This window comes from Streptomyces niveus (assembly GCF_001723055.1).
Taxonomy (GTDB): Bacteria; Actinomycetota; Actinomycetes; order Streptomycetales; family Streptomycetaceae; genus Streptomyces; species Streptomyces niveus.
Window position 1 is genome coordinate 32,143 of the sequence record NZ_MDCR01000032.1, and the last position, 23,151, is coordinate 55,293.

The following is a 23,151-nucleotide window of genomic DNA, read 5'->3' on the forward strand; positions in this document are numbered from 1 at the left end:
GCCGGTTCGCGGAAGCGACCGCCGAGAGGCGCCGCAACGGCGCGACAACCCTGCAGTGTTCACTCCGAAAATTTCACTGAACACCACCGGAGAACGAAGACGCCCGGTCGCTGGCGACGGGGGATGCACCAGCGACCGGGCTTCTAGAACGGTAACAAGAGATCGGCGGTTAGCAAATTCGATCTGATGTATTCGGACAAGAAATTACTTGCCGGTACGGGCAGTTGTGACGACTGTCACCGTGGGCGATGAATTTCTTGAGCCTTATCTGAGCCTCAGCTGAGGGTCACCTGTCGGTTGGTGAGCCCGCCGCGCGCCCGGCGCTCGTCGCCGGTCAGCGGCGCGTCCACCGCGAGGGCGGCGGTCAGCCGCTCCTGGAGCTCCGCCGCGGGCTTCTCGCAGTCCTCGGCACGCATCGGGCTCGGCAGGTCCCAGACCGGGACCGTGAGCCCGTGCGCCCGGAAGGAGCCGACCAGCCGGGTCCCCTCGCCGAGGCTCGACGTCCCGGCCGCGTGCAGCCGGGCGAGCGCGTCGAGCAGCTTCTCCTCGGGGTGCGGCATGACCCAGCGCAGGTGGTTCTTGTCCGGAGTCTCGCACCAGTACGCGGCGTCCACCCCGGTGAGCTTCACCGTCGGGATCGCGGCGGCGTTGGCGCGCTCCAGCGACGCGGCCACGTCGGGAGCCGCGTTCTCGGCGTCCGGCACCCAGAACTCGAAGCCCGGGTGGACGACCGGCGCGAACTCGGCCGTGGGGTCCAGCAGGTCCTGAAGGCGCGGCCCGTCGGCCGGAACGCGCTGTGCGGTGACCGGGTTGCCGGGCTCGGCGTCGAGCGCGCGACGGAGAGTGTCGGCGAGGTCGCGGCTGAGGTCGCCGGAGGAGGTGTCGTTCTGCAGCGCGAGGAGTACGGAGCCGTCGTCGCGACGCAGCGCGGGCCAGGCCATCGGCAGGACGGTCGCCAGGGTCACGGACGGTACGCCCTCCGGCAGGCCGCCCTTGAGGGTCAGCTCGGCGGTCGCGGCGGGTACCAGCTCGCGCAGCGCGATCCAGTCGCACTCGCCGGCCAGCCCCTCGAAGGGGCGCTGGACCAGCTCGGTGACGGCCTGTGCGGCTGCCCGGCCGTGACAGGCCTTGTAGCGGCGGCCCGAGCCGCACGGGCAGGGCTCGCGGGCCCCCACGACCGGAATCGGCCCGTCCGTGAGCTGAGCTTTCGCGGACTGAGCCTTCGCGGCCTTGGTCTGGGGGCGCTTCTTGGCCATGGTGGGCTTCTCCCGATAGCGGCAGTGCGGTGTCGGGCGCGAGCCTAGCCGTACCGCGTATCGCCGTGGGCGCAACGCCGGGCAGGGGAGGGCGAGTACGGGCTCCGCCCGCCGATCCGCCGCCCGTGCCGTTCTTCAGTTCGCGGCCTCGGTACGGGCATCGGCCGGGATCGTGGATCCGGGATGTCAGCTCAGGTCGTCGACCGCGTCGAAGGTGTCGCCGAAGTCCAGCCCCGGGACAGCGACGCGCGTAGAGAAGTCGTCATGGCGGTGCCCTTCGGTGATGACGAGAACCCACACCGTGACCTCGCCGGACGTGCTGTCCCGTACGCCCCACTCCTCGGCGAGCGAGGTGATGATGTTCAGTCCCCGGCCGCCGCGCGCGGTGACCGAGGGCGTGGCGGGAACCGGCCGGGTCGGACCGCCACCGTCCGTCACTTCGACCGTCAGCCGCCCTTCCGGGTCGACCTCCCAGGCCGCGCGTACGTCCCCGTCCCCGATCTCCGTACGGCCCAGCGGTCTGCCGTGCCGGCAGGCATTGCTGAGCAGTTCGGAGAGGATCAGTACGGCATCGTCGACGACCGCGTCCGACAGCCCTCGGCCGCGCAGCTCCGCGCGCATCCGATGCCGCGCCTGTCCCACGCCCGCAGGGCCATGGGGAACGGCCATGCTCGACGACGTGGGCACTTCCTGTGCCACCACAAACGCCACCCCCGAGACCTCCTTTGCCCCACGCCACGGTGTGAATGCCCCAATGGCCTGGACCGGAAACCGGCCAAGGGAAGGTCGGTGACGCACTCAACAGCCTCGAACACGTACCGAACGCGCCGGTGTACTCCGCGTCACCCTCTGTGCTCCCGAATCCCCGACAAGTCAGGCAAGGCGTCCCAGTTGGGACAGCACCTGTTTGGGGCGGTTGGTGATGATTGCCTCCACTCCGAGGCGCACGCAGAGTTCGACGTCCTCCGGTTCGTTCACCGTCCAGACGTGGACACGGTGGCCCGCTTTGTGAAGCCGTTCCACATAGCCCGGCTGGTTGCGCACGATGCGGATGCCGGGCCCGGCGATCCGGGCGCCCGCCGGCAGTCGACCGTCGCGCAGCCGGGGCGAGACGAACTGCATCAGATAGACGGTCGGCAGTTGCGGGGCCGCGTCGGCGATGCGGTGCAGCGACCGGGCCGAGAAGCTCATGATGCGTACGGGGGACGAGCCGGGCCCCTCGCCGGGCGCCGGGCCGTCGAGTCCGAAGCGCGCCAGCATGTGCAGCAGCCGCTCCTCCACCTGTCCGGCCCAGCGGGTGGGATGTTTGGTCTCGATGGCGAGCTCGATGCGCCGGTCGGTGTCGGCGACGAGCTCCAGCAGGCGCTCCAGCGTCAGTACGGAGGTGAGGGAGCGGTCCTTCCAGTCGGGGCTCTCCTCGCTGTCCATGTTCTCCATCCACGAGCCGAAGTCGAGGGTGGCCAGATCGGCGAGCTCCAGGGCGGAGACGGCGCCGCGTCCGTTGGAGGTGCGGTTCACGCGGCGGTCGTGTACGCACACGAGGTGCCCGTCGGCGGTCAGCCGTACATCGCATTCCAGTGCGTCGGCGCCGTCCTCGATGGCCTTCTTGTATGCGGCCAGAGTGTGTTCAGGGGCGTCCTCGGAGGCTCCTCGGTGGGCGACGACCTGGATGCTGTGCTGCCGTGCTTGAGTCACCCCGCCATGGTGTCACCGAGACGGGGTAAGCGTGGGGCGGTGCCCGTTCCGGGACGTCCTGAGGATGCGCCCCGTTTGTCCCGTAATAAAGGATGGCGGGGAGACACACAGCTCCTGCTTACCGTGGCCTGACGTGCTGTGGGAAAAGCTGAGGGCAGCGACGTACGAGAGACGTGTACATGTCGAAGGGCATGTGCCGACACCTGAACGCGGCGGAAAACAGCGGAACTCTTGCCGAAGACTGATGTGGAACCTGAGGAGTAAAAGACTGTGAGCACCGAGAACGAGGGCACAGCGGTCCCATCCGCCCCGTCCGCACCTCCCGTGCCGGTTGCCGCTCCCGAGGGCACGCCCGCGTCCGCGCAGCAGGCACCGCCGCCGTATCCGGAGCAGCCCGGCCGGGCCAGTGAGCCCGGTCAGGGATCCGAGCCCACGACGCAGCTGCCCGGGGCCGTACCGGCGTACCTCCCCGGCTCGGCGGGGCCCACCGGCTCCGCCCCGGACGCGGGATGGCCGCCGCCCCCGCCCCCGCCGTCCCAGCCTCATTACGGAGGCGGTGGCGGCGGATGGGGCGAGCCGCCCGCGTCCGGCCCGCAGCCGTCCCGTAAGCGTCCCGGTGGCCTGATGGCGGCGGTGCTCGCGGCGGCGCTGGTCGCCGGTGTGGTCGGCGGCGGGATCGGTTACTGGGCGGCGGACCGCAACAGCGACAACAGCGTCGGCGGTGGTTCGACCACGGTCTCCGCGGCCGACGCGCCCGCGCTGAAGCGTGAGGCGGGCAGTACGGCGGCGGTGGCCGGCAAGGCGCTCCCGAGCGTCGTCACCATCACGGCGCAGGCCCAGGGCGGCGACGGCGGTACGGGCACGGGCTTCATCTACGACAAGCAGGGCCACATCCTCACGAACAACCACGTCGTGGCGTCGGCCGCCGACGGCGGCGACCTGACGGCGACGTTCTCCAACGGCAAGGAGTACGCGGCCGAGGTCGTCGGCCGCGCCGAGGGCTACGACGTCGCCGTGGTGAAGCTGAAGGACCCGCCGTCCGGGCTGAAGCCGTTGGCCCTGGGCAATTCGGACCAGGTGGCCGTCGGCGACTCGACGATCGCGATCGGCGCACCGTTCGGGCTCTCCAACACCGTCACGACGGGCATCATCAGCGCCAAGAACCGCCCGGTGGCCTCCGGCGACGGCACGAGCGACAAGAACTCGTACATGAGCGCGCTCCAGACGGACGCCTCGATCAACCCCGGCAACTCCGGCGGCCCGCTGCTGGACGCGCGGGGAGCGGTCATCGGGATGAACTCCGCCATCCAGCCCTCGGGCGGTGGCGGCGGCGGTGGCGGCGGGTCCCAGTCGGGCTCGATCGGCCTCGGCTTCGCCATCCCGATCAACCAGGCGAAGACGGTCGCCGCGGAGCTGATCAAGACCGGTCAGCCGGTCTATCCGGTCATCGGCGCGACGGTCTCCATGGCGGAGGGCGGCGACGGCGCGACGATCTCTGGCGACGGCGGGGGCGGCACTCCGGCGGTGACGCCGGACGGGCCGGCCGCGAAGGCGGGGCTCAAGTCGGGTGACGTGATCACGAAGTTCAACGACGTGCCGATCGACAGCGGACCGACGCTGATCAGCGAGATCTGGACGCACAAGCCGGGTGACAAGATCAAGATCACGTACACGCGTGACGGCAAGGAGTCGCAGGTCGACGTCACGCTGGGCGAGCGCAAGGGCGATACGCGGTAGGCGGTGCGCCGTAGGCGGTAGGCGGTACGTGCTCAGGGCATGACGAACAGGCCTGATGGGGCGCCCACTTGGGCGCCCCATCTCGCGTCTCTCCACGCGACAGGGGCGAAACGCTGATTTAACCGCCACAGCCGTGCCGTGAAATATGCCTCGGTCACCTTTCTCCAGATCGGACGCGATCAGTCCGTTCAGCCCGTCTGGAAGAGGTACGGCATGCGAGGAATCCTGCGTCGAACCGCCTTGCTGACCGCGGTCGTCGCCCTGACCGCCGGCACGGCCACCGCCGCCGAAAGGGACAAGTCCCCGGTCAAGCGCCCGAAGGTGGCGGTCATCGGCACCGGCGGCACGATCGCCGGCGTGAGTGAGAGCCGGGTGGACTTCCAGGACTACCAGTCCGGCAAGATCCCCGTCTCCGAACTGGTCGGCGACCTCGAGCCGGAGGTGAACGGGATCGCCGACGTGTCCACCGTGCAGTTCGGCAACAGGGGCTCCGGCAGCTACTCCATAGCCGACTTCCGCGAGTTGACCCTCGCCGTCGACAACGCCCTCCGTACGAATGACGCGGCCGTCGTCACCACCGGCACGGACACGATGGAGGAGTTCGCCTACTGGCTCGACCTCACCGTCCGCAGCGACAAGCCGGTCGTCCTGACCGGGGCGATGCGCCCATGGACCGTCCTCGGTACGGACGGCCCCGCGAACCTCTACAACGCGATCCAGCTCGCCGCTTCCCGCAAGACCACCTGCTTCGGCAGCGTCATCATGCTCAACGACGAGATCCAGGCCGCGCGCGAGGTGCGCAAGACGGACGCGCTGCGCATGGACACCTTCAACAGCGGGGCGAGCGGGTCGCTGGGCGTGGTGGATCAGGACCGCGTACGGATCAACAGGGCGCCCGCGCGGGTGGAGAAGTGCGGCAGGTCGAGCTGGCGTACGCCGTTCGACGTCGGCAGGATCGCGGAGAAGGACCTGCCGAAGGTCGAGATCGCGTACAGCTACCAGGGCGCGGGCGGCGAGGCCGTGAAGGCGTTCGCCGACGCGGGCGCGGACGGTGTCGTCACGGCGGGCACGGGCGCGGGCGGCGTCTCGTCGTCGATGTCGGCGGCCCGCACCGACGCCACCAAGCAGGGCGTGGTGTTCGCGTCCACGACGCGTACGGGCAACGGCGCCGTCTACGACAAGGAGAGCGGCGGCGCGGTGGTCGGCGCGGCGGACCTCAGCCCGCAGAAGGCGCGCATCCTGCTGCTGCTCTCGCTGGCGAAGACGGACGATGTGCCGACGATCCGCTCGTGGTTCACGACGCTGGGGACGGCGGAGTTCACGAAGCGCGGTTAGCTCTGCGGAGGGTTGCACGCAGCGGCACGGACAGCGGCACCGCACTGCGCGAGACGGTCGGTGAGGAAGGCGCGTTCGGCGTCGTTGTCGGCCAGCGCGAGGGCCTGCTCGTACGCGACGGCGGCGTCCGCGGGCCGCTCCAGGCGGCGCAGCAGATCGGCCTTGACGGCGGGGAGGTAGCGGTAGCCGGCGAGGCGCTCGTCCTGTTCGAGCGCCTCGACCTCGGCCAGTGCGGTCGCCGGTCCTTCGACCATGGCGACGGCGACGGCCCGGTTGAGCGCGACCACCGGTGACGACCAGATCGCCAGCAGCGCGTCGTACAGGACCAGGATCTGTTCCCAGTCGGTCTCGGCGTACGTCGGCGCGGACGCGTGCAGCGCGGCGATGGCCGCCTGGAGCGCGTACCGGCCGGGGTCGCCGCCCCGGAGTGCGCCGAGGACCAGCTCGTGCGCCTCGGCGATGGCCTCCTGGTCCCACGCCGTACGGTCCTGCTCCGCCAGCAGCGAGGGGCGCCCGTTATCGGTCGTACGGGTGGCCCGGCGGGCGTGGTTGGCGAGGAGGAGCGCCAGGAGCCCCCGTACCTCCCGTTCGTCCGGCAGGAGGCCGTGCAGCATCCGGGCCAGATCGAGCGCGCGCCCGGCGAGGTCGTCCTTGGTGACTGTGGGGCCCGCGGGCACGGTGTGGCCGGTGGTGAAGAGGAGATGGATGGTGGTGAGGACGGAGTCGAGACGCTCGGGCAGCTCGGCGGGGGTGGGCATCCGGAAGGGGACGCGGGCCGCGACGAGCTTCTTCTTGGCGCGGGTGACGCGGGCCGCCATGGTGGGCTCGGAGACGAGGAACGCCCGTGCGATGTAGGGGGTCGGGACGCCGCAGACGAGGCGCAGGGTGAGCGCGATCTGGGCGGCGGGGGCGAGGGCGGGGTGGCAGCAGAGGAAGACGAGCCGGAGGCGGTCGTCGGGAGCTGGCACAGGCTTTGGTGCGGATTCGGGTTCGCTGTCAGGTTCCGGCTCGATCAGCAGGTGCAGCTTCGACCGGAGGGTCCTGGCGCGGCGCAGCGCGTCGAGGGCGTTGTGCCGGGCGGCGGTCGTCAGCCAGGCACCGGGCCTGTCAGGTACCCCGCCGCGCGCCCACTCGATGAGGGCGGCGGCGTACGCGTCCTGGACGCACTCCTCGGCCAGGTCGAGATCGCGCGTGACGCGCACCGTCGCGGCGAGCACGGCGGCCCACTCGCGACGGTGCGCGTCCTCGACGGCGCGGCGGACCGACGCGTCACTGCCTGATGTCACTTGACGGCACTCGGCATCGGCATCACTCGACGGCGAGCAGCGGCCGTACCTCGACGGCGCCGTCCATGATCGGGAGCAACTTGCCGACGGCGACCGCCGTTTCGAGATCCTCCGCCTCGACCACGAAGAACCCGGCGATCACTTCCTTGCTCTCGATGAACGGCCCGTCGGTGACCAGCCCGTCCTTGTGGATCGTCCGCGCGGACCGGCTGGGTTCGAGCCCCTGCTCGTGCACGACACGCACGCCCATCGCGGCGATCTGCTCACCGGCGCGCAGGTTGGCCTCCATCACGTCGGGCGGGATGTCGGCGACGCCGCCCGGGGTTTCCTTCTCGTAGATCAGAATCGCGTACTGCGGCATGACGCCCTCCTCAGGTCCGCTCTCTACCAGTTGCCGGTCTCCGGGCCCATGGCCCCGTACTCGACCTTGCCCGCCCTCGCATACGTACTGATGACGACACCGCTCCCGGACCTCGCGGTGTCCACGAGCGTCAGCCCGGCCGGGACGGTCCCCCTCCCAAAGAGGCGCTTGCCGGAGCCGACGAGGACCGGGAAGACCAGCACGTGGAACTCGTCCACGAGGTCGTGCGCGATCAGCGTCTGGATCAGATCACCGCTGCCGTGGACCTGAATCTCGCCGTCGCCCTCCTGCTTGAGCCGGGCGACCGCCTCGGCGACGTCGCCTGTCAGCAGCGTCGAGTTCTGCCACGACACGGTGTCCAGTGTCCGCGAAGCGACGTACTTGCGCACGCTGTTCATCTTCGACCCGATCGGGTCGTCGGCCTCGGCGAGCGGCCAGGTGGCGGCGAAGATGTCGTACGTCTTGCGCCCGACGAGCAGCGCGTCGGCGCGCTGGACCAGGTCGGTCATCCGCTGGATGAGATCGGGCCCGAAGTGCGGCACGGACCAGCCGCCGTGCTCGAATCCGCCGTCCCGGTCCTCGTCACTGCCACCGGGCCCCTGCATGACCCCGTCGAGGGAGACGAATGTGGTCACCATCAGCTTTCGCATCGCGCGTTTCCTTCTCTTGTTCGTTGCCGGCGTTCCGTGCTCACTGACAACGGCGAACGGGAAGGCCCGCGATCGACAGGACGAGGGGAATCAATATTCCGGCGCGGGCGCGGGCGCGAGGAGTACGACGCGGCCCGCCCCCGTTTCACCCGCCTGAAACACGCGTTCAGCAGAATTCGCCGTATGAAGATCGAACAGGTCGCGTGGGACAACCGGGACGCCTTCGCCCTGCGCGGGCGGCAGCGGGTGGAGATCGCCGAGCGGTACGGGACCCCGGACAGTGAACCCGGCGTTCCGCCCTCGGAGGCGGACATCGCGGTCTTCTTCGTGGCGTACGAGGACGACGGGTCCGCCGTGGGCTGCGGAGGACTGCGCGCCCTCGGCGCGGGCGTCGGCGAGATCAAGCGCATGTACGTCGCGCCGGAGGTCCGGGGCACCGGCGTCGCGGCGCGCGTCCTGGTCGCGCTGGAGGAGTGGGCGCGTGAGCGGGGATGGTCACGTCTCCGGCTGGAGACGGGAGATGCCCAGCCCGACGCGGTCCGCTTCTACACACGCTCCGGCTACGGACCGATCCCGCGCTTCGGTCACTACGCGGACTCGGACAATTCGCTGTGCTTCGAACGGCTGCTGTAGCGGACGTACGGCTCGCCTACGCCCCACCTACGCCCCGCCGGACGTTCTGACTCGCGACGTCCCCTCTTTAAGATGCCGCGGCGTCGACGTGGGCTTCGTCTTCCGTACGAAGGCGGCCCGCAGCGCGTGGTACGGCGCGCCGGGGTCGAAGAACGTGCTGTGCATCTCGGCGAGTTCCCTTTCCCGGTACGTGCTCAGCGGCGCGACTGCCTCGTCCCATTCGCGCGCCGCCTTCTTCTCGCCGATGCGCCGCCGCGTCGCCGGGGCCGACGCGAGGCGCGCGGCGCGGTCGGCGACGACCGCGCCGAAGTCCTGAGGCGTGCTGTCGACGACGACGTCCACCAGCCCGATCTCGTGCGCGCGGGCGGCTGTCACCGGCAGGGCACGACGCGTCAGGCGCTGCGCCTCCTCGTCCCCCACCCGGCGGGGCAGTGTGTACGTCCAGTACTCCGATCCGTAGAGCCCCATCAGCCGGTAGTGCGGGTTGAGTACGGCTCCGCTCCGGCACCAGACCTCGTCGGCGGCCAGGGCCAGCATGGCGCCGCCGGCCGCCGCGTTGCCGGCCAGGGCGCTCACGAGCAGCCGGTCCGTCGTGGTCAGCAGAGCCTCCACGAGGTCGTCCATGGCGTTGATGTTCTCCCAGGACTCCCGCGCGGGGTCGTCGGCCGCCTCGATGACGTTCAGATGGATGCCGTTGGAGAAGAAGTCACGGCTCCCGCCGAGCACCAGCACGGAGGTCGGCCGTGAACAGGCGGACCGGTACGCCGTGAGCAGGCGCCCACACTGCTCCGTACTCATCGCCCCGCCGGCGAAGGCGAAGGAGAGGAAGCCGACCGCGCCCGCCTCGCGGTATCGGATGTCGCTCCACGTACGCCGCCCGTCGGGCAGCTCCCAGGGAGTGTCGATCTCCGGCAGCGCCGGCAGCCGGTCCCCGAGGGCCAGTACCGCCGGCAGTTTGAACGTGGCCGGGCCGCCCTCCTTACGGCGGGGGCGCAGTTCGGGAATCCACACCGCACCGTCCACGGTCGCCCGGCAGACGGCGCCGTACCTGGTGGCGATCAGCTCGCCCGGCCGCCCACGCAGGGAGTCCTCGGCGTGGCCACCGTGCAAGTACCACTCCTCTTCGAGGAGTTCGTCCAGGACGCCGGGCTGCGAATCCGCGCCGCGCAGCTTGCGTACGACGGTCTCGGTCGGGTCCGACGCCCAGTCGACGCGTCGCAGACTCTGGTCGAAGTACGGCCGGACGCACGCCACCGCCTCCGGCTCCGTCTCCGGGGTGTCCTGCGGCCGCGGAACGTACGTCCCGGAGGCGAAGCGCTCCACGGCGAGCAGTACCGCCTCCAGGGCGGCGTCCGCGATCTCGTTGCGGTAGAGGTCGCTCTTCGCGACGGCCGGCACCGGGCACGGGACCGTGGCCCAGACGTCCCCGCCGTCCATCTCCCGCGCGGCCTGAAGGACGGTCACCCCCCAGTCGGTGGCGCCGGTGTGCACGGCCCAGTCCAAGGAGGACGGCCCGCGGTCGCCGAGCGGTCCGGGATGGACGATCAGACAGACGTGGCTCGACCAGATGTCGGCGGGGATCGCAGTCTTGAGCATGGGCGCGACGACCAGATCGGGAGCGGTACGGCGTACGGCCTCCCGCAACGCCTCGTCACCCAGGGCCAGTTCCACGCGGACCGTGTGTCCGCGGTCCCCGAGTTCCGCGAAGACGCGCTGGGTCAGGCTGTTGAAGGCACTCGCGACCAGCAGGATGTCCACGGCAATCTCCCTTTGCGCCGCCCCCGGGCCGACCGGCCGCCGGCCACGGCCGATCATGACCCACCGTCGTCGGCGGAGCCGGTAAGCCCCGCCCGGAGGGCCGCGGTCCGGATCGAATTACGGCCGTGTGCCGGGCGCGCGGCACAGGTTCGTGCGGGATCGGGACGCGAGATATTCCTTGACAAGAATATTCGTCATGGAGAATACTCGTGGTCATGGACGAACTCCTCACCGCCCTGGCCGACCCGGCCCGCTGGCGGCTCGTGAGCCTCTTGGCCGAGCGCCCCCGCCCGGTCGGTGTGCTCGCCCGGCTCGCCGAGGCGCGCCAGCCGCAGACGACCAAGCACCTGCAGACCCTTGAGCGCGCCGGTGTCGTCACCTCCCAGCGCACTGGCCAGCGCCGTGTCTACGCGCTGCGTTCCGCTCCTCTGCGAGATCTGGCGGCTGCGCTCTGCCGGCTCGCCGACATCGCGGAGCAGGCCGGTGGCCCCCAGGTGACTTACGACCGTTACGGGCACAGCCTCGACGCGGAGCGGGTGGCGGCGGAGGCAACGGGGTGGGCCGACGGCCGCTCGTTCAGCTTCCACCGGTCGCTGGCGGGGCATCCCGAGCTGATCTGGCGTCATCTGACGGAGCCCGCCCTGCTCTCCCGGTGGTGGACGCCCGACGACCTTCGCGTCTCCGAGCTGGTCTTCGAGGCGCGGCCGGGCGGGCGCATCGTCCTGGAGTATCGCGACGTCGATGACACCGACGGCTCCGACCTGGTCGCCGGCCGTGGGGAGGGCGTCGTCGAGGACGCGCTCCCGGGTGAACGCCTGGCCTATCGGCTCTCTCCGCAACTCCCCGACGGCGGCGCCGCCTTCACCTCCCACGTCGACTTCGACCTGCGGCCTACGGCGACCGGTACGGACCTCGACGTCCGCTGCCGGATCACCGACAGCACGGTCGACTCCGCCGACTTCGTCGCGGGCATCGAGATCGGCTTCGCCCAGAGCCTCGCCCACCTCGCCACCGCCGTTCAGTCCGAAAACCCCGAAGAACCCCAAGAATCCGAAGGAATGGAAGTTCGGCCATGACGAACTCGACACCCACCCGCAAGGTGACCGCGAACATCGGCCTCACTCTCGACGGGCGTTACAACGGCCCCGGCGCGCCCGGCGACGCGGGCGCGATCGTCCGGTACGCGACCACGGAGGTCGCGCGAGACCACCTCACCCGCATCTGGGAGGGCGCGACGACGGCGCTGCTCGGCCGGCGCAACGCCGAGGGATTCCTGGGGTTCTGGCCGACGGTCGCCGAGGACGAGAACGCCGATCCGCGTGACCGCGGCTACGCGAAGTGGCTGGTCGACACGGAGAAGGTGGTCCTGTCGACCACCGTGACCGAGGCGCCGTGGGAACGCACCCGCATGGTGAACGCCCCGGCCGCCGACGTCATCGCCGATCTCAAGGCCACGGGCGAGGGCGACATCCTTGTGAACAGCAGCCCGACCGTCATCAAAGCGCTCCTTGCCGCGGATCTGATCGACCGGCTGTATCTCTTGATCTGCCCCGAGATAGCCGGCGGCGGGCAGCGGCTGTTCGAAGACGGCCTGCCGGGCACGCGGTGGCGGCTCGCGGACCAGCGGACCGGCGAACTGGGCGAGATGGCGCTGGTCTACGACCGGGCCCGCTGAGGACCGTCATTGACACGTCTGGCTAACTACATTAGCTTTTGGCTAACCAGGTTAGCTTCTGGAGGCGTCATGACCGAGTACCTCGCCGTCGACGGCGGCACAATCGCCTACGAGGTGGCCGGATCCGGTCCGCTGATCGTTCTCGCGCACGGCATGGGCGACAGCCGTGCCGCGTACCGCGCCGTGATCCCGCCGCTGGTGGCGGCGGGTTACCGGGTCGCCGCCGTCGACCTGCGCGGCTGCGGCGAGTCCAGCGTCGACTGGCCGGACTGGAGCCGTACCGCCATCGCCGGGGACCTGCTCGCCGTGGTCCGTCACCTCGGCGGTCCGGCCGTACTCGTCGGCCACTCGATCTCCGGCGGCGCCGCCACCATCGCGGCGGCGCGGGAGCCGTCGCTGATCACCGCGGTAGTGGAGCTCGGGCCGTTCACCCGTAAGCAGTCGATCCGCCTCGGCGACCTTCGGGTGAAGCGCTTGCGGCAGGGCATGCTGCGGCTGCTCGGCGCGGCCATGTTCGGCAGCGTGCCGCTCTGGCGCTCGTACCTCGACGTGGCCTACCCCGGTGTGAAGCCGGCCGACTGGACCGAGCGGCTCGACCGCATCGACTCCCTGCTGCGTGAGCCGGGCCGGATGAAGGCCCTGAAGGGCATGGGCACCGGCGCCCCGGCCGATGCCGGCGCCCAACTCGGCAACGTCCGCTGCCCGGTCCTGATCGTGATGGGCACGCTCGACCCCGACTGGGCCGACCCGCACGCGGAGGGCTCGGCGATCGTCGAGGCCCTGCCGGCCGGCCTCGGCAGCCTCAAGATGATCGAGGGCGCCGGTCACTACCCGCACGACCAGTTCCCCGACGAGGTGGTCTCGCTCACGCTCGCCTTCCTCGGCTCGGACGCCGCGCGTGCCTAGGGCCGGCCTGGACCAGTCAACGGTGGTCGCGGCGGGAGCCGCCCTCGCCGACGAGGTGGGCCTCGCCCAGCTGACGATGGGTTCGCTGGCCGAGCGGTTGGGCGTACGCACGCCGTCCCTCTACAAGCACGTCGCCGGCCAGGAGGACCTCAACCACCGCATCGCCTCCCTGGCGTTGAGCCAAGCCGCGGACGCGGTCGGCGTCGCGATCCAGGGCTACGCGGGCCGCGACGCCCTCTCGGCCGCGGCCCGCGCCTACCGCACCTTCGTCCTTGACCACCCCGGCCGCTACGCCGCGACGATCGGCGTGCAACCCACCACCCCGGACGACCCAATGGCCACGGCGGGCCACTGCCTGCTCGCCGCGTTCATGGCGGTCCTGCGCGGCTACGACATCAAACCCCCCGACGTGGACCACGCCCTACGCATGATCCGCAGCCTCTTCCACGGCTTCGCCACGTTGCAGTCGGCCAACGCCTTCCAGTGGAGCGCCGACATCGACGAAAGCTTCGACTGGCTGATCACCTTCACAGACCGCGGCCTCCGCACGCTCTAACCCCCCAGGAACAAACACCCACGCGCCACAGCCGGTACGCTGTACCCGCTCCGTCGCTGGTCGGGCGGGGCGTGGGTGGGTTGCCCGAGCGGCCTAAGGGAACGGTCTTGAAACCCGAAGCGGCCCCGAACACCCCACGGTTGTCGACTCGTTGGAGTTCGCCCAGCTCCTCATAAGCGCAGATGAGGCGGGGCACCGGACACATCCGGTGCCCCGCCTTCGTGCGTGCTGTCTCACTCTGTGCCGCTGCTGTACCTCTGTGAATCAGCCCGCACGGACCAACCACGGACCATACATCCGGATTTTGATCTTCTCCTGCGGAACCTCGGCTTAGTGAACACAGGCCGTTCGCGCTCGTACGCCACCACGGTGATGGTGTCAAGGGAGTGTCACTAATGATATCGATGGCGGACCAGCCGACTCAAGGGCGAGTGCCCTCCACGAATTGGCCTTCGCCGGTTAACTTGCCCCGATGGTGTGAAAGCGGCGTGGGTGTTCCACGGCCTCGTCGTTCGCCCGCCGCTATCGAGGCCGTGGAAAGGCTGTGTAGTGTGAATGGCGCTCTGCCTCCGGGGGTTTTCAGCGGGAACACCACCCGCAAATCAGAACCTTCAGTGGGGCTGAAAGGGAATTCCCATTTTCCTATTCGATGAGAAGCGAATCGACTTTTCTTGTAGTCCAACGCGAAATGAAATCGACTTGATCGTCGGTAAGGCTAGTGAGACGAGCTCTCAAGCGTGAGTCGCTCAAATTTCCTTCCCTTGCCTGCCAAACATCGCGGTATACCGCGCCGCGCGATCCGTGTGGCCACCTCTTCCTGTCCTTAAATATAGTATTCATGATACGAGGTCCACCCAGCATCATGTTTATCACGCTCAGAAACAACTCGTTCCCATCGTCTGGGCACGTATCCAGTTCATCATGTACCCAATGATGCAACTGAAGTGGCCGAGCCCAAGGAGGGGTCGACTGCACCAGGTGGGCAGCCAATATTTGCCTATCTCTCCTATGCTCAATGCCTGGAGCATCCAGAAACCCATTGCCATAGAGAATGCCGGTGAAGAGGTTATCCTCTCGCCCGCCCATGGGTGAGGCCACGTTGAATAGGACGCCTGTCCCATGCCAGCTGAGCACCTGCGCCAGCGAGAATTTGTGGTACCTGTACATTCGTGAGGCGAACCATGGATCGGTTATGCATAGGGGTTCAATTTCGGCCCAGAACTCCGTAATAGTCCTGATGCATTCATTTGCCCAGAAGTCATGCGATCGGTGGTGAGTCCTGTAACTTATTTCCTGAGTTCCCAGAGTGATAGCGAAAGCTATGGCTGATGGATCCCCTTCTAGGTCCGAAACGGTCTTCCGGACTTGATCCAAAATCAGAGGTCGCAGCTCTTCAGCGACTCGCAGAATTCCTGTTGTCGACGCCGCCAGCGAGTGAAGTTCTCGCGATGAAGTCCCCAGAGAGAAACATCGCACATAGAAATCTATGATTTCACGCAGAACTGCCGGCCGTAGATCCATAAATTCGATTGACCGGGCACAGAATCCCGCGAGTGCCATTTGCGCTGCAGGGTCTTCTTCTTGGCGCGCTTTTGCGATCAAAGCAAGCATCGTTTTATTAGAACCGTCGAGCAAGCGCTCGTCCAAGGTTTGGATGCTCAGCTGCGCAACCACATCCCACTCTTGCGATCGGAGTTTGTTATGCAGCACTTCGCTCAGTGTTTCTGCGTCGCTGCACTCGCGTACGAGTTGGCGTGCCGCAAAGTACTCCAAAAAGGTTCGATGTGTGAACGCGTACAGTTCGTTCCCACTCGCATCGGTACCGACATCGGTGAGGACCCAAGCGCGTCCTCGGCAGTACTCAACAAAACTTCGAGCTGCATCCTGTGCCGCATCAAAGTCCTCGTACCTTCTTTCGAAGAGATGCTCTGTCGTAAAACGAACAAGCATCTTTTCTGTTAACCCGACAGAAGAGTCGCTGTTTCGCATCAGATTTAATGCCAACGCGAACATTGCATATTGAATCCCACGCTCAAAGGGCTTCTCTACAGTGATGCCTCTGGAGGAATCCCACCGTTCGAATAGGAATTCTGAGCACCTCCGGTAAAGTTCTGGACGGTTCCGAGGGATGAACCCAGCACCGCGATAGAGTGCGCACATTAGGCCCAGCATCAGAGGATTACTACTCAGATCGTCGGCGTGAGTGAGCTCTCCCATGAAATCCGATGCGAGTCTCTCCTGCTCGATTCGGGTACCCGCGCGCAGGGACCCGAACCAGTTGCGCACGTAGGACTGCCGCTGGTCACTAGAAAATCGACCAAGGGATAGGGTCTCAAACAGATCGCTATCCAGCGGCGCCAGATCATAACCGACCTTCCGGGAAGTGACCAGGATGGGAACGCCTGGGTAAATAAGAGAAAATGCCTCTACGGCATTTACCATATCCTGCCTGAGTGCCGTCTCAGTTAGTTCATCGATCCCATCGAAGACTACGGCAGCGCGTGAATTTAGCAGGAGATATTCGATACAGCCCTGGGGTGGGGAAACTGAGTACGTCGAAGTGCACATTTTTTCAATATACTCAATTATTGACATTTTCGATCGCTGGAAATGTGTTCCATAGTCGCGAACCAAAATTTTGAAAGGTACCTTGGCGGACGAACCGACATTTCGTCCGCGAGCCAGATCGACGCAAAGCTTGGTGGCCAGTGTGGATTTTCCGCCACCAGGATCTCCGAGAATTGTCACACGGGGGTATAGGTCAAAGATATCTTTGGGTAGAAGTATCGGAGTGCTGAAAGTGAGCTCTTCTTCCTCGCCCTCCTCTTTGAGAGAGGAGGGGACGTAGATTTTATCGATTGCTACTTGGCGCCCGGCGTCAATCTGGGGAGGGCGCATTTTGCTGTCAATGAGAGATACTTGACGGCTCAGTGTTTTATGAAAGTCGTCATACGCATGCAAATCGTTGACGCGAGTTAAGATCTCTAGGTTCTTTACGCTTGCGGCTGCCTGTGCGGCGGAAATCTTTGCAGAGACTAGTGAGAATTTCTTGTCAGCCCCGAAATTGGCCAAACATAAAGTGACGGAATTCTGGATATCATCGAATAGTGCTCGCGTTACTGCATCGAGAGATTCGTCTGGGACTGTCCTGTAAATCCGGAGAGATTCTCGCAGCGACCGATGCAGTTTAGGTAGCATCTTCGACTTGCCGGCTGAGATTGCAATGGCTAGTTGTAGAGTGAATTGTTCAAAGTCGCCGGTCGTGATGAAATTTGCAACCTTCTCGCGTGTGGCAGGAGTTAAGGTGTCGACCTTTTCCAGTGCGTCGGCCCGGTATGTTTCCGGTGTATTTTGGAGTGCTTTTCGGGCTGCTACACGACCCGCGATTCCTCCTCCCCCCCGCTTAAGCGCTCCCCCTGCAACAGTTCCAAGCGCCGCACCGATGGCCTTGCCAATGGCGAGTGAGATGGGGTCCATTTTTTACTCCTAGATTATGCCAATACGGGGCAGCCATCCTACAGTTGAGGGAGGGGAACGTGGGTCGTTTCGGGGAAGTGCCCGAAAGGCGGCTGGTGTTGTAGGTGTTTCGATGTCCCGGTCCCTCAGACCAAAGCCTTCGCTGGGTGCCATTCCGCAGGTCACACGTATGACACGCGCAGATGTTGCATGAGCGTGCTCTCGACCGGCCCACTAGCGGTCGCCTCAGGACTGTCCCGGAACTGCTGGTCACGGGTGAGATGATCTTGGTGTGACTGGTGTGATCACGTCGTCGGGAGCCGTTCTGGATGGCCTCGTTCACCAGGCTGAGCTCTCGCCGGCTCGACAAGCTGGGTGACGGTACGGCGGCGCGAGGGGGCGGACGCGGTCTGCGGGGGCCTCGCGTAGCGCCTCCCGCTGGAGGACCGGGTGCTGGTCGCGGCGTACTGGCGCACGAACTTGACGATGCGTCGGCTCGCGCTGCTCGGGGACGGCGCCCTGGCCCCGACCCGGGACCACACGGTGGCGGAGCAGTCCAAGAACTACCGGAACTCGACAGACCTCCCGGTCGTCATCGACGACGACACCCGCCTGGTGGTCGTGGTCGGCAGGCCTCTGGCCGGCAACCGCAAAGACTGCAAGGTTTGGTAGGAATACAGTGCCGAAGCCACCGTCGGCACAACACTCACGATCGCCGACGGCGGCTGACCCGGTACCGGGGTCGTCATGCCTCACCGCCGACCCAAAGGCGAAGTCCTTCCGGGCTGGAAGGAAGCATGACAAGCAGGACCGCGCTCGCGTTGAGCACGTCTTCGCGCGCATGAAGACCTGGAAGCTCCTCCGAGACTGAGGCCTCGTTGGCGACGGAGTCCACCGCGCCATGATCGGCATCGCTCGGATGCACAACCTCGCCCTCGCCGGATAGACGAGCAGTCCGCACGACGGCCAACGACACGCGAGGCAGCTCGGAGATCATTTGCGGGACAGCACTTAGCTCAGGGCTCGGATTAGGCTTCTTCGCCGGCCTCGTTCAGCACCACGTCGATCAGTTGGTTCGAGCCGTTCTGGCCTCGGAGGATCTTGGCGTAGAAGCGGTACAGCACGGCCAGGCTGTGCCCCGCTCGTCGGGCAACTTCGACTGGGTCGACGCCGGCCTTGAGCCACAGGGAAATGCCCGCGTGGCGGAGGGAGTAGGGGACTTCGGCGAGTGGGGTGTTTGCCTCGTCCGCCGCGAGTGCCGTTCTGCGCGCCTTCGCCCACACCTCGCAGTACTCCGTGGAGCGGACGCGGCCGCCGCGTACCGCGCGGAAGAGGCGGCCGTCAGGTGCCGTGCCCTGGGTGTTGAGGTGTGTTCGTAGCAGCCGGACGAGGATTGGTGGGATGGGGACGGAGCGGGTGGCTCGGCGGGCGCGCCGCTTCAAGCCGCGTTTTTCGTACGAGGCGCCGTCGTCGGTCCAGCTGGCGCCCACTTCGGGGCGGCTCTCTTCGAGGATAAGTTCACCCCATGTGCCTGCGGAGTCGCCGGTTTCATCTGGGAGGACGCAGTCCTTGCGCTTGAGAGCGGCGATCTCCGAGGGGCGCATGCTCGCGTAGTAGATACAGCCGAAGAACGCCTCAAGGTGTTCGCCGCGGTTGCCCTGGGCTCGTACGGCCTCGATCAAGACCTTGGCCTGCTTCGGGCCGGGGACGTACCGGAAGTCGATCTCGTCGTCCGTCTGCGGGGGTTCCCAGTCCACTTTGGACAGGGGGTGAGTAGGCAGGTGGTCCCTCTCGACCGCGTATCGCAGGCAGTTGCTCAGGACGGCGCGCTTGCGCTTGACCGTGTTGTCCGAAGCCGGTTGGCCGTTGAGCTTGAGGGACAGGGTGTCAAGGGCACGGCGGAGGTTCGCCGGGCGGGCCGCCTCTTCAACCTTCATCGAGTTCTGCTTCAGCCAGGCGAGCGCGGTCGCCACGTCCGCCGGTGGAGATGCGACGTCCGCGAGTGACGTCAGCTCGCCCTGCTCGTTACGGACCATCCGGTAGGCCCATGCGGAGAGCGCGTACCGGAGGAGCTTCGGGGCGGGGGCGCCCTTCGTGCTGGTGACGAGAATCGGTGCGATGCCAGCGAGCGACTCCGCGATGCTCGCTCGGTGCTTGGCCGCGATCTTCGGCCACTTCATCAGGACGTACGCGCGGGAATGGTCGTACCAAGTGGGCGAGTTCAGCGCCAGCAGCTCGGAACCGGGAAGGCCGCTCTCCGTATCGAACTGCTCGCGTTTGCGCAGCGCGGCGCGCAGCTCGGTCTGTCGGCCCTCGGCTTGCGCCTTGGTGAGGTAGCTCTTCGAGTGCTCTTTCGCACCGACCCGCCAACGGAGCATGTGGGGCTTGCGACGGTCCTTGCGGGTGCGGATGTTCCAGATCTCGACATCGTAGGTCAGCACGCGTGCGCCTCCTCGTGGTCGTTGAGCCAGGCTTCGAGGTCGGAGCGGCGGAAGCGGAGTTGGCCGTTGGGGAGCCTGATGCACTTGGGTGCCTGGCCACGGGCGCGCATGCGGTAGAAGGCGGCTCGGGACATGTCGAGTTCGTCTAGGAGGTCGCAGAGCTTGAGGTGAGGTTCGCGGCGCACAGTGATCAGTCCCCCTTGGTACGGCGGCTGTTTCGGGCTGTGGGGAGGGTGGGGAGCGTCAGCAACGTCAGCGGAATCCGGCGACCTGCGGACTTGCTGGGCTGGCCGGCGTCAGCGCGTGTCAGCAGCGTCAGCACCTTGGCCGTGATGCGCTGACCGTGCTGACGCACGCTGACGTCGTGTTGGCTGGTGTTCTCGCAGGTAGAGGCATTGCGTTGACGTTGCTGACGATCAGCTCCCATCGGTGTCGTCCTCCCGCAGCGAGGGGTGTACGCGGTACGTCGCCGAGGCCGGCTGTCCCGCGCGGCCGGTCCTGGGCGGTACGTCGGCGCGGAGGTAGCCGTGGGCTTCGAGTAGGGCGAGGGCGGGTTCGACCTGGGCGACCGTGCGGAAGCGGCGGGAGGCTGCGACTGCGTCGCGGCGCTTGATCGCAGTACGCCAACTGCCGTCCGTCTTCCGGCGCCGCAGCCATTCGAGGATGGTGTGTGCGGCGTCGGTGGCGGGATCGGAGGCGATCAGGTCGAAGACAGCCAACGCGTGTTGTGTGAAATAGGCGGTGATTTCGGCTGCTCGGTGGATCGTGGTGTCTTCGACCGGGTGACCCCATCGGTCGGTGGCGGCCCGGTCGGCGAGGTGGATCAGGAGTGCGACGCGGAGCGTGTGCCCGACGAGCTTGCCGGCCCAGTCCGGGAGGTGGGCGAGTGGCTGATCAGGGCGGAGTGAAACTTCGATCGTGTCCTGTAGCCCTTCCACTGCCCTGTCCGCCGCAGGCGTGAGCGGGACGGTGACCGGTTCGGGCAGGGCGTAGAGCGTGTGCAGGAGTTGAGTCAGACGGGCGTGGTACGTCTGGGCGACTGGCCGGGGCACGGGTGCTGTGCGGGTCTTGCGGTAGCCGAGGTTTGAGGGCGGGAGCGCGTAGAGGAAGCGGGCGAGCAGTCCTCGGTCACGCGCACCGGGGGTGCTGGCGAGGTCTTGCAGTACGGCCGGCTGCGGAGTGATGCCGATGGTGAGCGCGGGCTTGTCGACGCTGGGCTGCTCGCGGGTGATGCGGTCGGTCTGTAGCCGCTCACCCTTGTGGGCTTGCAGGAAGACGCCGAGGTTCGGCTTTGCGCTGTAGCGCCCGGCGATGATGTCGAAGAGGTCGCCCTCGGGAGACAGGGCCGCGAGGCAGCGGTGCACCGCGAGTTGCTGGGCGAGCGGTTCCGGGGTGATGTCGCCGGAGACGGTCAGGCGGGGCCGTGGCGGTACGTGGATCTCCTCAGCGAGGAGTTTCGCGGCGGAGGCCTCGGCGACGAGCGCCGCGCGGTCGACCGTACTGCCCGGCTTCCGGGCCTTGACCATCAGCGCCTCTGCCTCGGCGAGAGCCGCTTCCTTCTCGGTCTCCGCTTCGGAGATCCGGGCGCGCGACTCCTCCTGTAGCTGCCGCTCGACGTTGTAAATGGGCTCGGTCATCGCGGCGAAGACATCTGACTTGCGCGAGGCGGGCGGCATCGCGCAGACCAAGTAGAGATTGGACTGCTCGCGCCAGCCGGGGCGGACCTCGACCTGTACGCGTCCGCCGGCAGCCGTAGCCAGGGCGGCGAGTCCCATGGTGGCCGCGAGGTCCGGTGGAGTCTGGGTGAACTCCGCCACGGCGTCTACGTGTTTGGCGACCCACGGCGTCAGCGCGCTCACCGGGAAGACGGGCAGCCCCACGTGCGTGCCGAGCGGGATCGGGTCGGGCCACCGCTCGGCGCCACCGAGGGTGGCGAGTTCGGCGGTGGCCCGAGCGGCGATCTGCTCGACGCCGGAAGCGCCCTCGCGGCCATGGGTGATCAGGCGGACGCCGGTTTCGATGAGCTGACGCTGCTTCGCCATGTCGGCGACGATCTCGGCGTAGTACGAGCCGTTCGCCGCGGTGGGCGTGGACTGGACGAGCGTGTGCAGGTAGCTCGCTCCGCCGACGCGGTTGAGATCTCCGGCTTGGCGGAGGCATGCCGCGACGGTGATCGGGTCGACCGGTAGCCCGGCGGAATGCATCGCGATGATCGTTGAATGGATGGTCGCGTGCGCAGGCCTGTAGTAGTCGGACAGCGAGAGCGTCGCGGTGACTTCGGTGATCGCGTCGCTCGACAGCAGCATGGCGCCGAGCGCCGCTTGCTCTGCGGCCTGGTCGTTCGGGGGTGCGGCGTCGTCGCTGGCATACCCCTCGTGCGGAGAGCTGCTCACCTGGTCTTGAGGTTCGTTGGTCACTGTGCGGCCCCTCGCGGGTCCAGGGGAACCACGATCACCAACGCGGTGAGATCTACTCTGTCGCCGATGGTGTTGAACTCGATCCAGTCCCAGTGCCCATGCGTAGCTTTGGGCGCATAGCCGAGTTCCCTCAGAGCTGCCGTACGGACCGCAACGGTCGGGATGCCGGCGGACGCGGGCAGCTGTACGTCCGGCCAGTGGGGCACGCCGTGGAGCATGACGTAGATTTCCCAGTAGCGGCCGTTCCGCGTCTGGGTCATTTGCGCCCTGAACTCAGTAGGAGCAGTTGACTGGTTCATCAGCGCCCGTCCTCGGGATCCCGAGGGGTCCGGCCCGTGAGCAGCACGAAGTAAAGGGCGCTCTCGGCCGTCTCGCCGTATGCGTGCGCCCTGTCCGCCAGGTCTGCCGCCTGTTCGGACGCGCGCGACCACTCGGGGATCACGCAGCCCGCCAGGTCCGCGAAGAACTCGAAGTCCTCGACCACCGCGCGGGCGTGCTCCCGCTCGGTCACCTGCTCGCGCAGCGTGGCGAGCGCGTCGTTTCCGGGCCATTCGTTGAGCAGGGGCCGCAGGTCGGGCAGCGCGCACGTGGGTCGTTCGTAATGACTGCCGCGGCGCCTCAGCTCGACGTACTGCGGGCGTTCGCCGACGAGTACCGAGTGCAGCGCGGCGGCGGCGCCGTGGGCGTATGCCACGGCGGTGTTCTCGTAGAGCGTCTTCGTGCGCTCAAGCATCTCGGTGTGCAGTGCGCGGAGTTGGCGCAGTGCGTCGTGATGTGGCCGGAGGGAGTCCCGTCGGGGGAGGCGGACCGTGCCGGCGACGGGGAAGACGCGGGTCGGGTCGGTGTTCCACAGTGCGTTGTGCGCGGCCCGCTCCGCCATGCGGTACTCGCGGGAGGCGACGCCGAGGGCCTGCACGCTCGCGGTGAGGGTGTCGAACCATGCGGTGGTGGGGATGGACATCAGCACTTCTCCTGATGGGGTGGGCGGC

At 67.3% G+C, this 23,151-nt stretch carries 21 protein-coding genes and 1 pseudogene; 8 read left to right on the forward strand and 14 right to left on the reverse strand.

Features of this window, described 5'->3' with window-relative positions; translation table 11 throughout:
* Nucleotides 1-275 precede the first annotated feature (275 nt).
* From BHU15_RS04405 to BHU15_RS04415, 3 genes are all read right to left on the reverse strand, one after another.
* The gene (locus BHU15_RS04405; protein ID WP_069625941.1) at nt 276-1,256 is read right to left on the reverse strand and encodes a DUF5926 family protein; all 981 of its coding nucleotides are present in this window, start codon (nt 1,254-1,256) and stop codon (nt 276-278) included.
* 186 nt (nt 1,257-1,442) lie between these two features.
* On the reverse strand, nt 1,443-2,054 hold the full coding sequence (locus tag BHU15_RS04410) for an ATP-binding protein (RefSeq protein WP_079127890.1): 612 nt from the start codon (nt 2,052-2,054) through the stop codon (nt 1,443-1,445).
* A 75-nt stretch (nt 2,055-2,129) separates the two neighbouring features.
* Nucleotides 2,130-2,951, reverse strand: coding sequence for a glycerophosphodiester phosphodiesterase (locus BHU15_RS04415; RefSeq protein WP_069625943.1), 822 nt, complete (start codon nt 2,949-2,951; stop codon nt 2,130-2,132).
* A 270-nt stretch (nt 2,952-3,221) separates the two neighbouring features.
* Between BHU15_RS04415 and BHU15_RS04420 the strand changes: the two genes are divergently transcribed.
* Both BHU15_RS04420 and BHU15_RS04425 read left to right on the forward strand, forming a co-directional pair.
* Nucleotides 3,222-4,688 (forward strand): S1C family serine protease, encoded by a 1,467-nt coding sequence (locus tag BHU15_RS04420; protein ID WP_069625944.1) that lies wholly within the window; start codon nt 3,222-3,224, stop codon nt 4,686-4,688.
* A gap of 213 nt (nt 4,689-4,901) precedes the next feature.
* Nucleotides 4,902-6,023 (forward strand): asparaginase, encoded by a 1,122-nt coding sequence (locus BHU15_RS04425; protein ID WP_069625945.1) that lies wholly within the window; start codon nt 4,902-4,904, stop codon nt 6,021-6,023.
* Here the strand turns inward: BHU15_RS04425 and BHU15_RS04430 are convergent.
* Genes BHU15_RS04430 through BHU15_RS04440 form a run of 3 tightly spaced genes read right to left on the reverse strand, consistent with a single transcriptional unit; the run spans nt 6,020 to nt 8,320 of the window.
* Complete coding sequence (locus tag BHU15_RS04430; protein WP_069625946.1) at nt 6,020-7,309, reverse strand: RNA polymerase sigma factor; 1,290 nt, start codon at nt 7,307-7,309, stop codon at nt 6,020-6,022. The two genes, BHU15_RS04425 and BHU15_RS04430, sit on opposite strands and share 4 nt — an antisense overlap.
* 22 nt (nt 7,310-7,331) lie before the next feature.
* Nucleotides 7,332-7,670: a YciI family protein gene (locus BHU15_RS04435; RefSeq protein WP_069625947.1), complete on the reverse strand. Its 339-nt coding sequence runs from the start codon at nt 7,668-7,670 to the stop codon at nt 7,332-7,334.
* A gap of 23 nt (nt 7,671-7,693) precedes the next feature.
* A complete protein-coding gene (locus BHU15_RS04440; RefSeq protein WP_069625948.1) occupies nt 7,694-8,320 on the reverse strand; it encodes a dihydrofolate reductase family protein in 627 nt (208 codons plus the stop codon).
* Between the two features lie 183 nt (nt 8,321-8,503).
* On the opposite strand from BHU15_RS04440, the gene BHU15_RS04445 reads away from it, so the two are divergent.
* Complete coding sequence (locus BHU15_RS04445) at nt 8,504-8,953, forward strand: GNAT family N-acetyltransferase (RefSeq protein WP_069625949.1); 450 nt, start codon at nt 8,504-8,506, stop codon at nt 8,951-8,953.
* Nucleotides 8,954-8,980: 27 nt separating this feature from the next.
* Here BHU15_RS04445 and BHU15_RS04450 read toward each other — a convergent pair whose 3' ends face one another.
* Entirely contained in the window at nt 8,981-10,711 is a 1,731-nt protein-coding gene (locus BHU15_RS04450; protein WP_069625950.1) for a hydrogenase maturation protein, read from the reverse strand.
* A gap of 215 nt (nt 10,712-10,926) precedes the next feature.
* Here BHU15_RS04450 and BHU15_RS04455 point away from each other — a divergent pair, with 215 nt between their 5' ends.
* From BHU15_RS04455 to BHU15_RS04470, 4 genes are all read left to right on the forward strand, one after another.
* Nucleotides 10,927-11,787, forward strand: a complete 861-nt coding sequence (locus tag BHU15_RS04455; RefSeq protein ID WP_069625994.1) for a metalloregulator ArsR/SmtB family transcription factor — start codon at nt 10,927-10,929, stop codon at nt 11,785-11,787.
* Nucleotides 11,784-12,386 (forward strand): dihydrofolate reductase family protein, encoded by a 603-nt coding sequence (locus BHU15_RS04460; protein ID WP_069625951.1) that lies wholly within the window; start codon nt 11,784-11,786, stop codon nt 12,384-12,386. The genes BHU15_RS04455 and BHU15_RS04460 overlap by 4 nt, the downstream gene beginning before the upstream one ends.
* 69 nt (nt 12,387-12,455) lie before the next feature.
* Nucleotides 12,456-13,292, forward strand: coding sequence for an alpha/beta fold hydrolase (locus BHU15_RS04465; RefSeq protein WP_069625952.1), 837 nt, complete (start codon nt 12,456-12,458; stop codon nt 13,290-13,292).
* A 22-nt stretch (nt 13,293-13,314) separates the two neighbouring features.
* Complete coding sequence (locus BHU15_RS04470) at nt 13,315-13,848, forward strand: TetR/AcrR family transcriptional regulator (RefSeq protein ID WP_069625953.1); 534 nt, start codon at nt 13,315-13,317, stop codon at nt 13,846-13,848.
* Between the two features lie 642 nt (nt 13,849-14,490).
* On the opposite strand, the gene BHU15_RS38015 is transcribed toward BHU15_RS04470, so the two are convergent.
* Complete coding sequence (locus BHU15_RS38015; RefSeq protein WP_079127896.1) at nt 14,491-17,325, reverse strand: NACHT domain-containing protein; 2,835 nt, start codon at nt 17,323-17,325, stop codon at nt 14,491-14,493.
* A gap of 271 nt (nt 17,326-17,596) precedes the next feature.
* On the opposite strand from BHU15_RS38015, the pseudogene BHU15_RS04475 reads away from it, so the two are divergent.
* A pseudogene (locus BHU15_RS04475) lies at nt 17,597-18,250 on the forward strand (transposase).
* Between the two features lie 82 nt (nt 18,251-18,332).
* On the opposite strand, the gene BHU15_RS04480 reads toward BHU15_RS04475, so the two are convergent.
* The 6 genes from BHU15_RS04480 to BHU15_RS39980 are packed head-to-tail and all read right to left on the reverse strand — an operon-like array spanning nt 18,333 to nt 23,123.
* Nucleotides 18,333-19,745: a tyrosine-type recombinase/integrase gene (locus BHU15_RS04480; RefSeq protein WP_069625954.1), complete on the reverse strand. Its 1,413-nt coding sequence runs from the start codon at nt 19,743-19,745 to the stop codon at nt 18,333-18,335.
* Nucleotides 19,739-19,930, reverse strand: a complete 192-nt coding sequence (locus tag BHU15_RS04485; protein WP_255293018.1) for a helix-turn-helix transcriptional regulator — start codon at nt 19,928-19,930, stop codon at nt 19,739-19,741. Before BHU15_RS04485 ends, BHU15_RS04480 begins: the two co-directional genes overlap by 7 nt.
* 5 nt (nt 19,931-19,935) lie before the next feature.
* Nucleotides 19,936-20,172 (reverse strand): hypothetical protein, encoded by a 237-nt coding sequence (locus tag BHU15_RS39650; RefSeq protein WP_141726763.1) that lies wholly within the window; start codon nt 20,170-20,172, stop codon nt 19,936-19,938.
* The gene (locus tag BHU15_RS04490) at nt 20,162-22,162 is read right to left on the reverse strand and encodes a DUF3987 domain-containing protein (RefSeq protein ID WP_141726764.1); all 2,001 of its coding nucleotides are present in this window, start codon (nt 22,160-22,162) and stop codon (nt 20,162-20,164) included. The genes BHU15_RS39650 and BHU15_RS04490 overlap by 11 nt, the downstream gene beginning before the upstream one ends.
* Nucleotides 22,159-22,461 carry a DUF6303 family protein gene (locus BHU15_RS04495; protein WP_069625956.1) on the reverse strand — a complete coding sequence of 101 codons (303 nt, stop codon included), beginning with the start codon at nt 22,459-22,461 and terminating at the stop codon, nt 22,159-22,161. The genes BHU15_RS04490 and BHU15_RS04495 overlap by 4 nt, the downstream gene beginning before the upstream one ends.
* Nucleotides 22,461-23,123 carry a hypothetical protein gene (locus BHU15_RS39980; protein ID WP_069625957.1) on the reverse strand — a complete coding sequence of 221 codons (663 nt, stop codon included), beginning with the start codon at nt 23,121-23,123 and terminating at the stop codon, nt 22,461-22,463. The genes BHU15_RS04495 and BHU15_RS39980 overlap by 1 nt, the downstream gene beginning before the upstream one ends.
* Between the last annotated feature and the right edge of the window lie 28 nt (nt 23,124-23,151).

Excerpts from the sequence above, each read along its gene's own strand:
- BHU15_RS04405 (WP_069625941.1), bottom strand. The coding sequence starts at position 1,256 with ATGGCCAAGAAGCGCCCCCAGACCAAGGCCGCGAAGGCTCAGTCCGCG.
- BHU15_RS04425 (WP_069625945.1), top strand. The coding sequence starts at position 4,902 with ATGCGAGGAATCCTGCGTCGAACCGCCTTGCTGACCGCGGTCGTCGCC.
- BHU15_RS04435 (WP_069625947.1), bottom strand. The coding sequence starts at position 7,670 with ATGCCGCAGTACGCGATTCTGATCTACGAGAAGGAAACCCCGGGCGGC.
- BHU15_RS04440 (WP_069625948.1), bottom strand. The coding sequence starts at position 8,320 with ATGCGAAAGCTGATGGTGACCACATTCGTCTCCCTCGACGGGGTCATG.
- BHU15_RS04445 (WP_069625949.1), top strand. The coding sequence starts at position 8,504 with ATGAAGATCGAACAGGTCGCGTGGGACAACCGGGACGCCTTCGCCCTG.
- BHU15_RS04455 (WP_069625994.1), top strand. The coding sequence starts at position 10,927 with ATGGACGAACTCCTCACCGCCCTGGCCGACCCGGCCCGCTGGCGGCTC.
- BHU15_RS04460 (WP_069625951.1), top strand. The coding sequence starts at position 11,784 with ATGACGAACTCGACACCCACCCGCAAGGTGACCGCGAACATCGGCCTC.
- BHU15_RS04465 (WP_069625952.1), top strand. The coding sequence starts at position 12,456 with ATGACCGAGTACCTCGCCGTCGACGGCGGCACAATCGCCTACGAGGTG.
- BHU15_RS38015 (WP_079127896.1), bottom strand. The coding sequence starts at position 17,325 with ATGGACCCCATCTCACTCGCCATTGGCAAGGCCATCGGTGCGGCGCTT.
- BHU15_RS39650 (WP_141726763.1), bottom strand. The coding sequence starts at position 20,172 with ATGGGAGCTGATCGTCAGCAACGTCAACGCAATGCCTCTACCTGCGAG.
- BHU15_RS04495 (WP_069625956.1), bottom strand. The coding sequence starts at position 22,461 with ATGAACCAGTCAACTGCTCCTACTGAGTTCAGGGCGCAAATGACCCAG.
- BHU15_RS39980 (WP_069625957.1), bottom strand. The coding sequence starts at position 23,123 with ATGTCCATCCCCACCACCGCATGGTTCGACACCCTCACCGCGAGCGTG.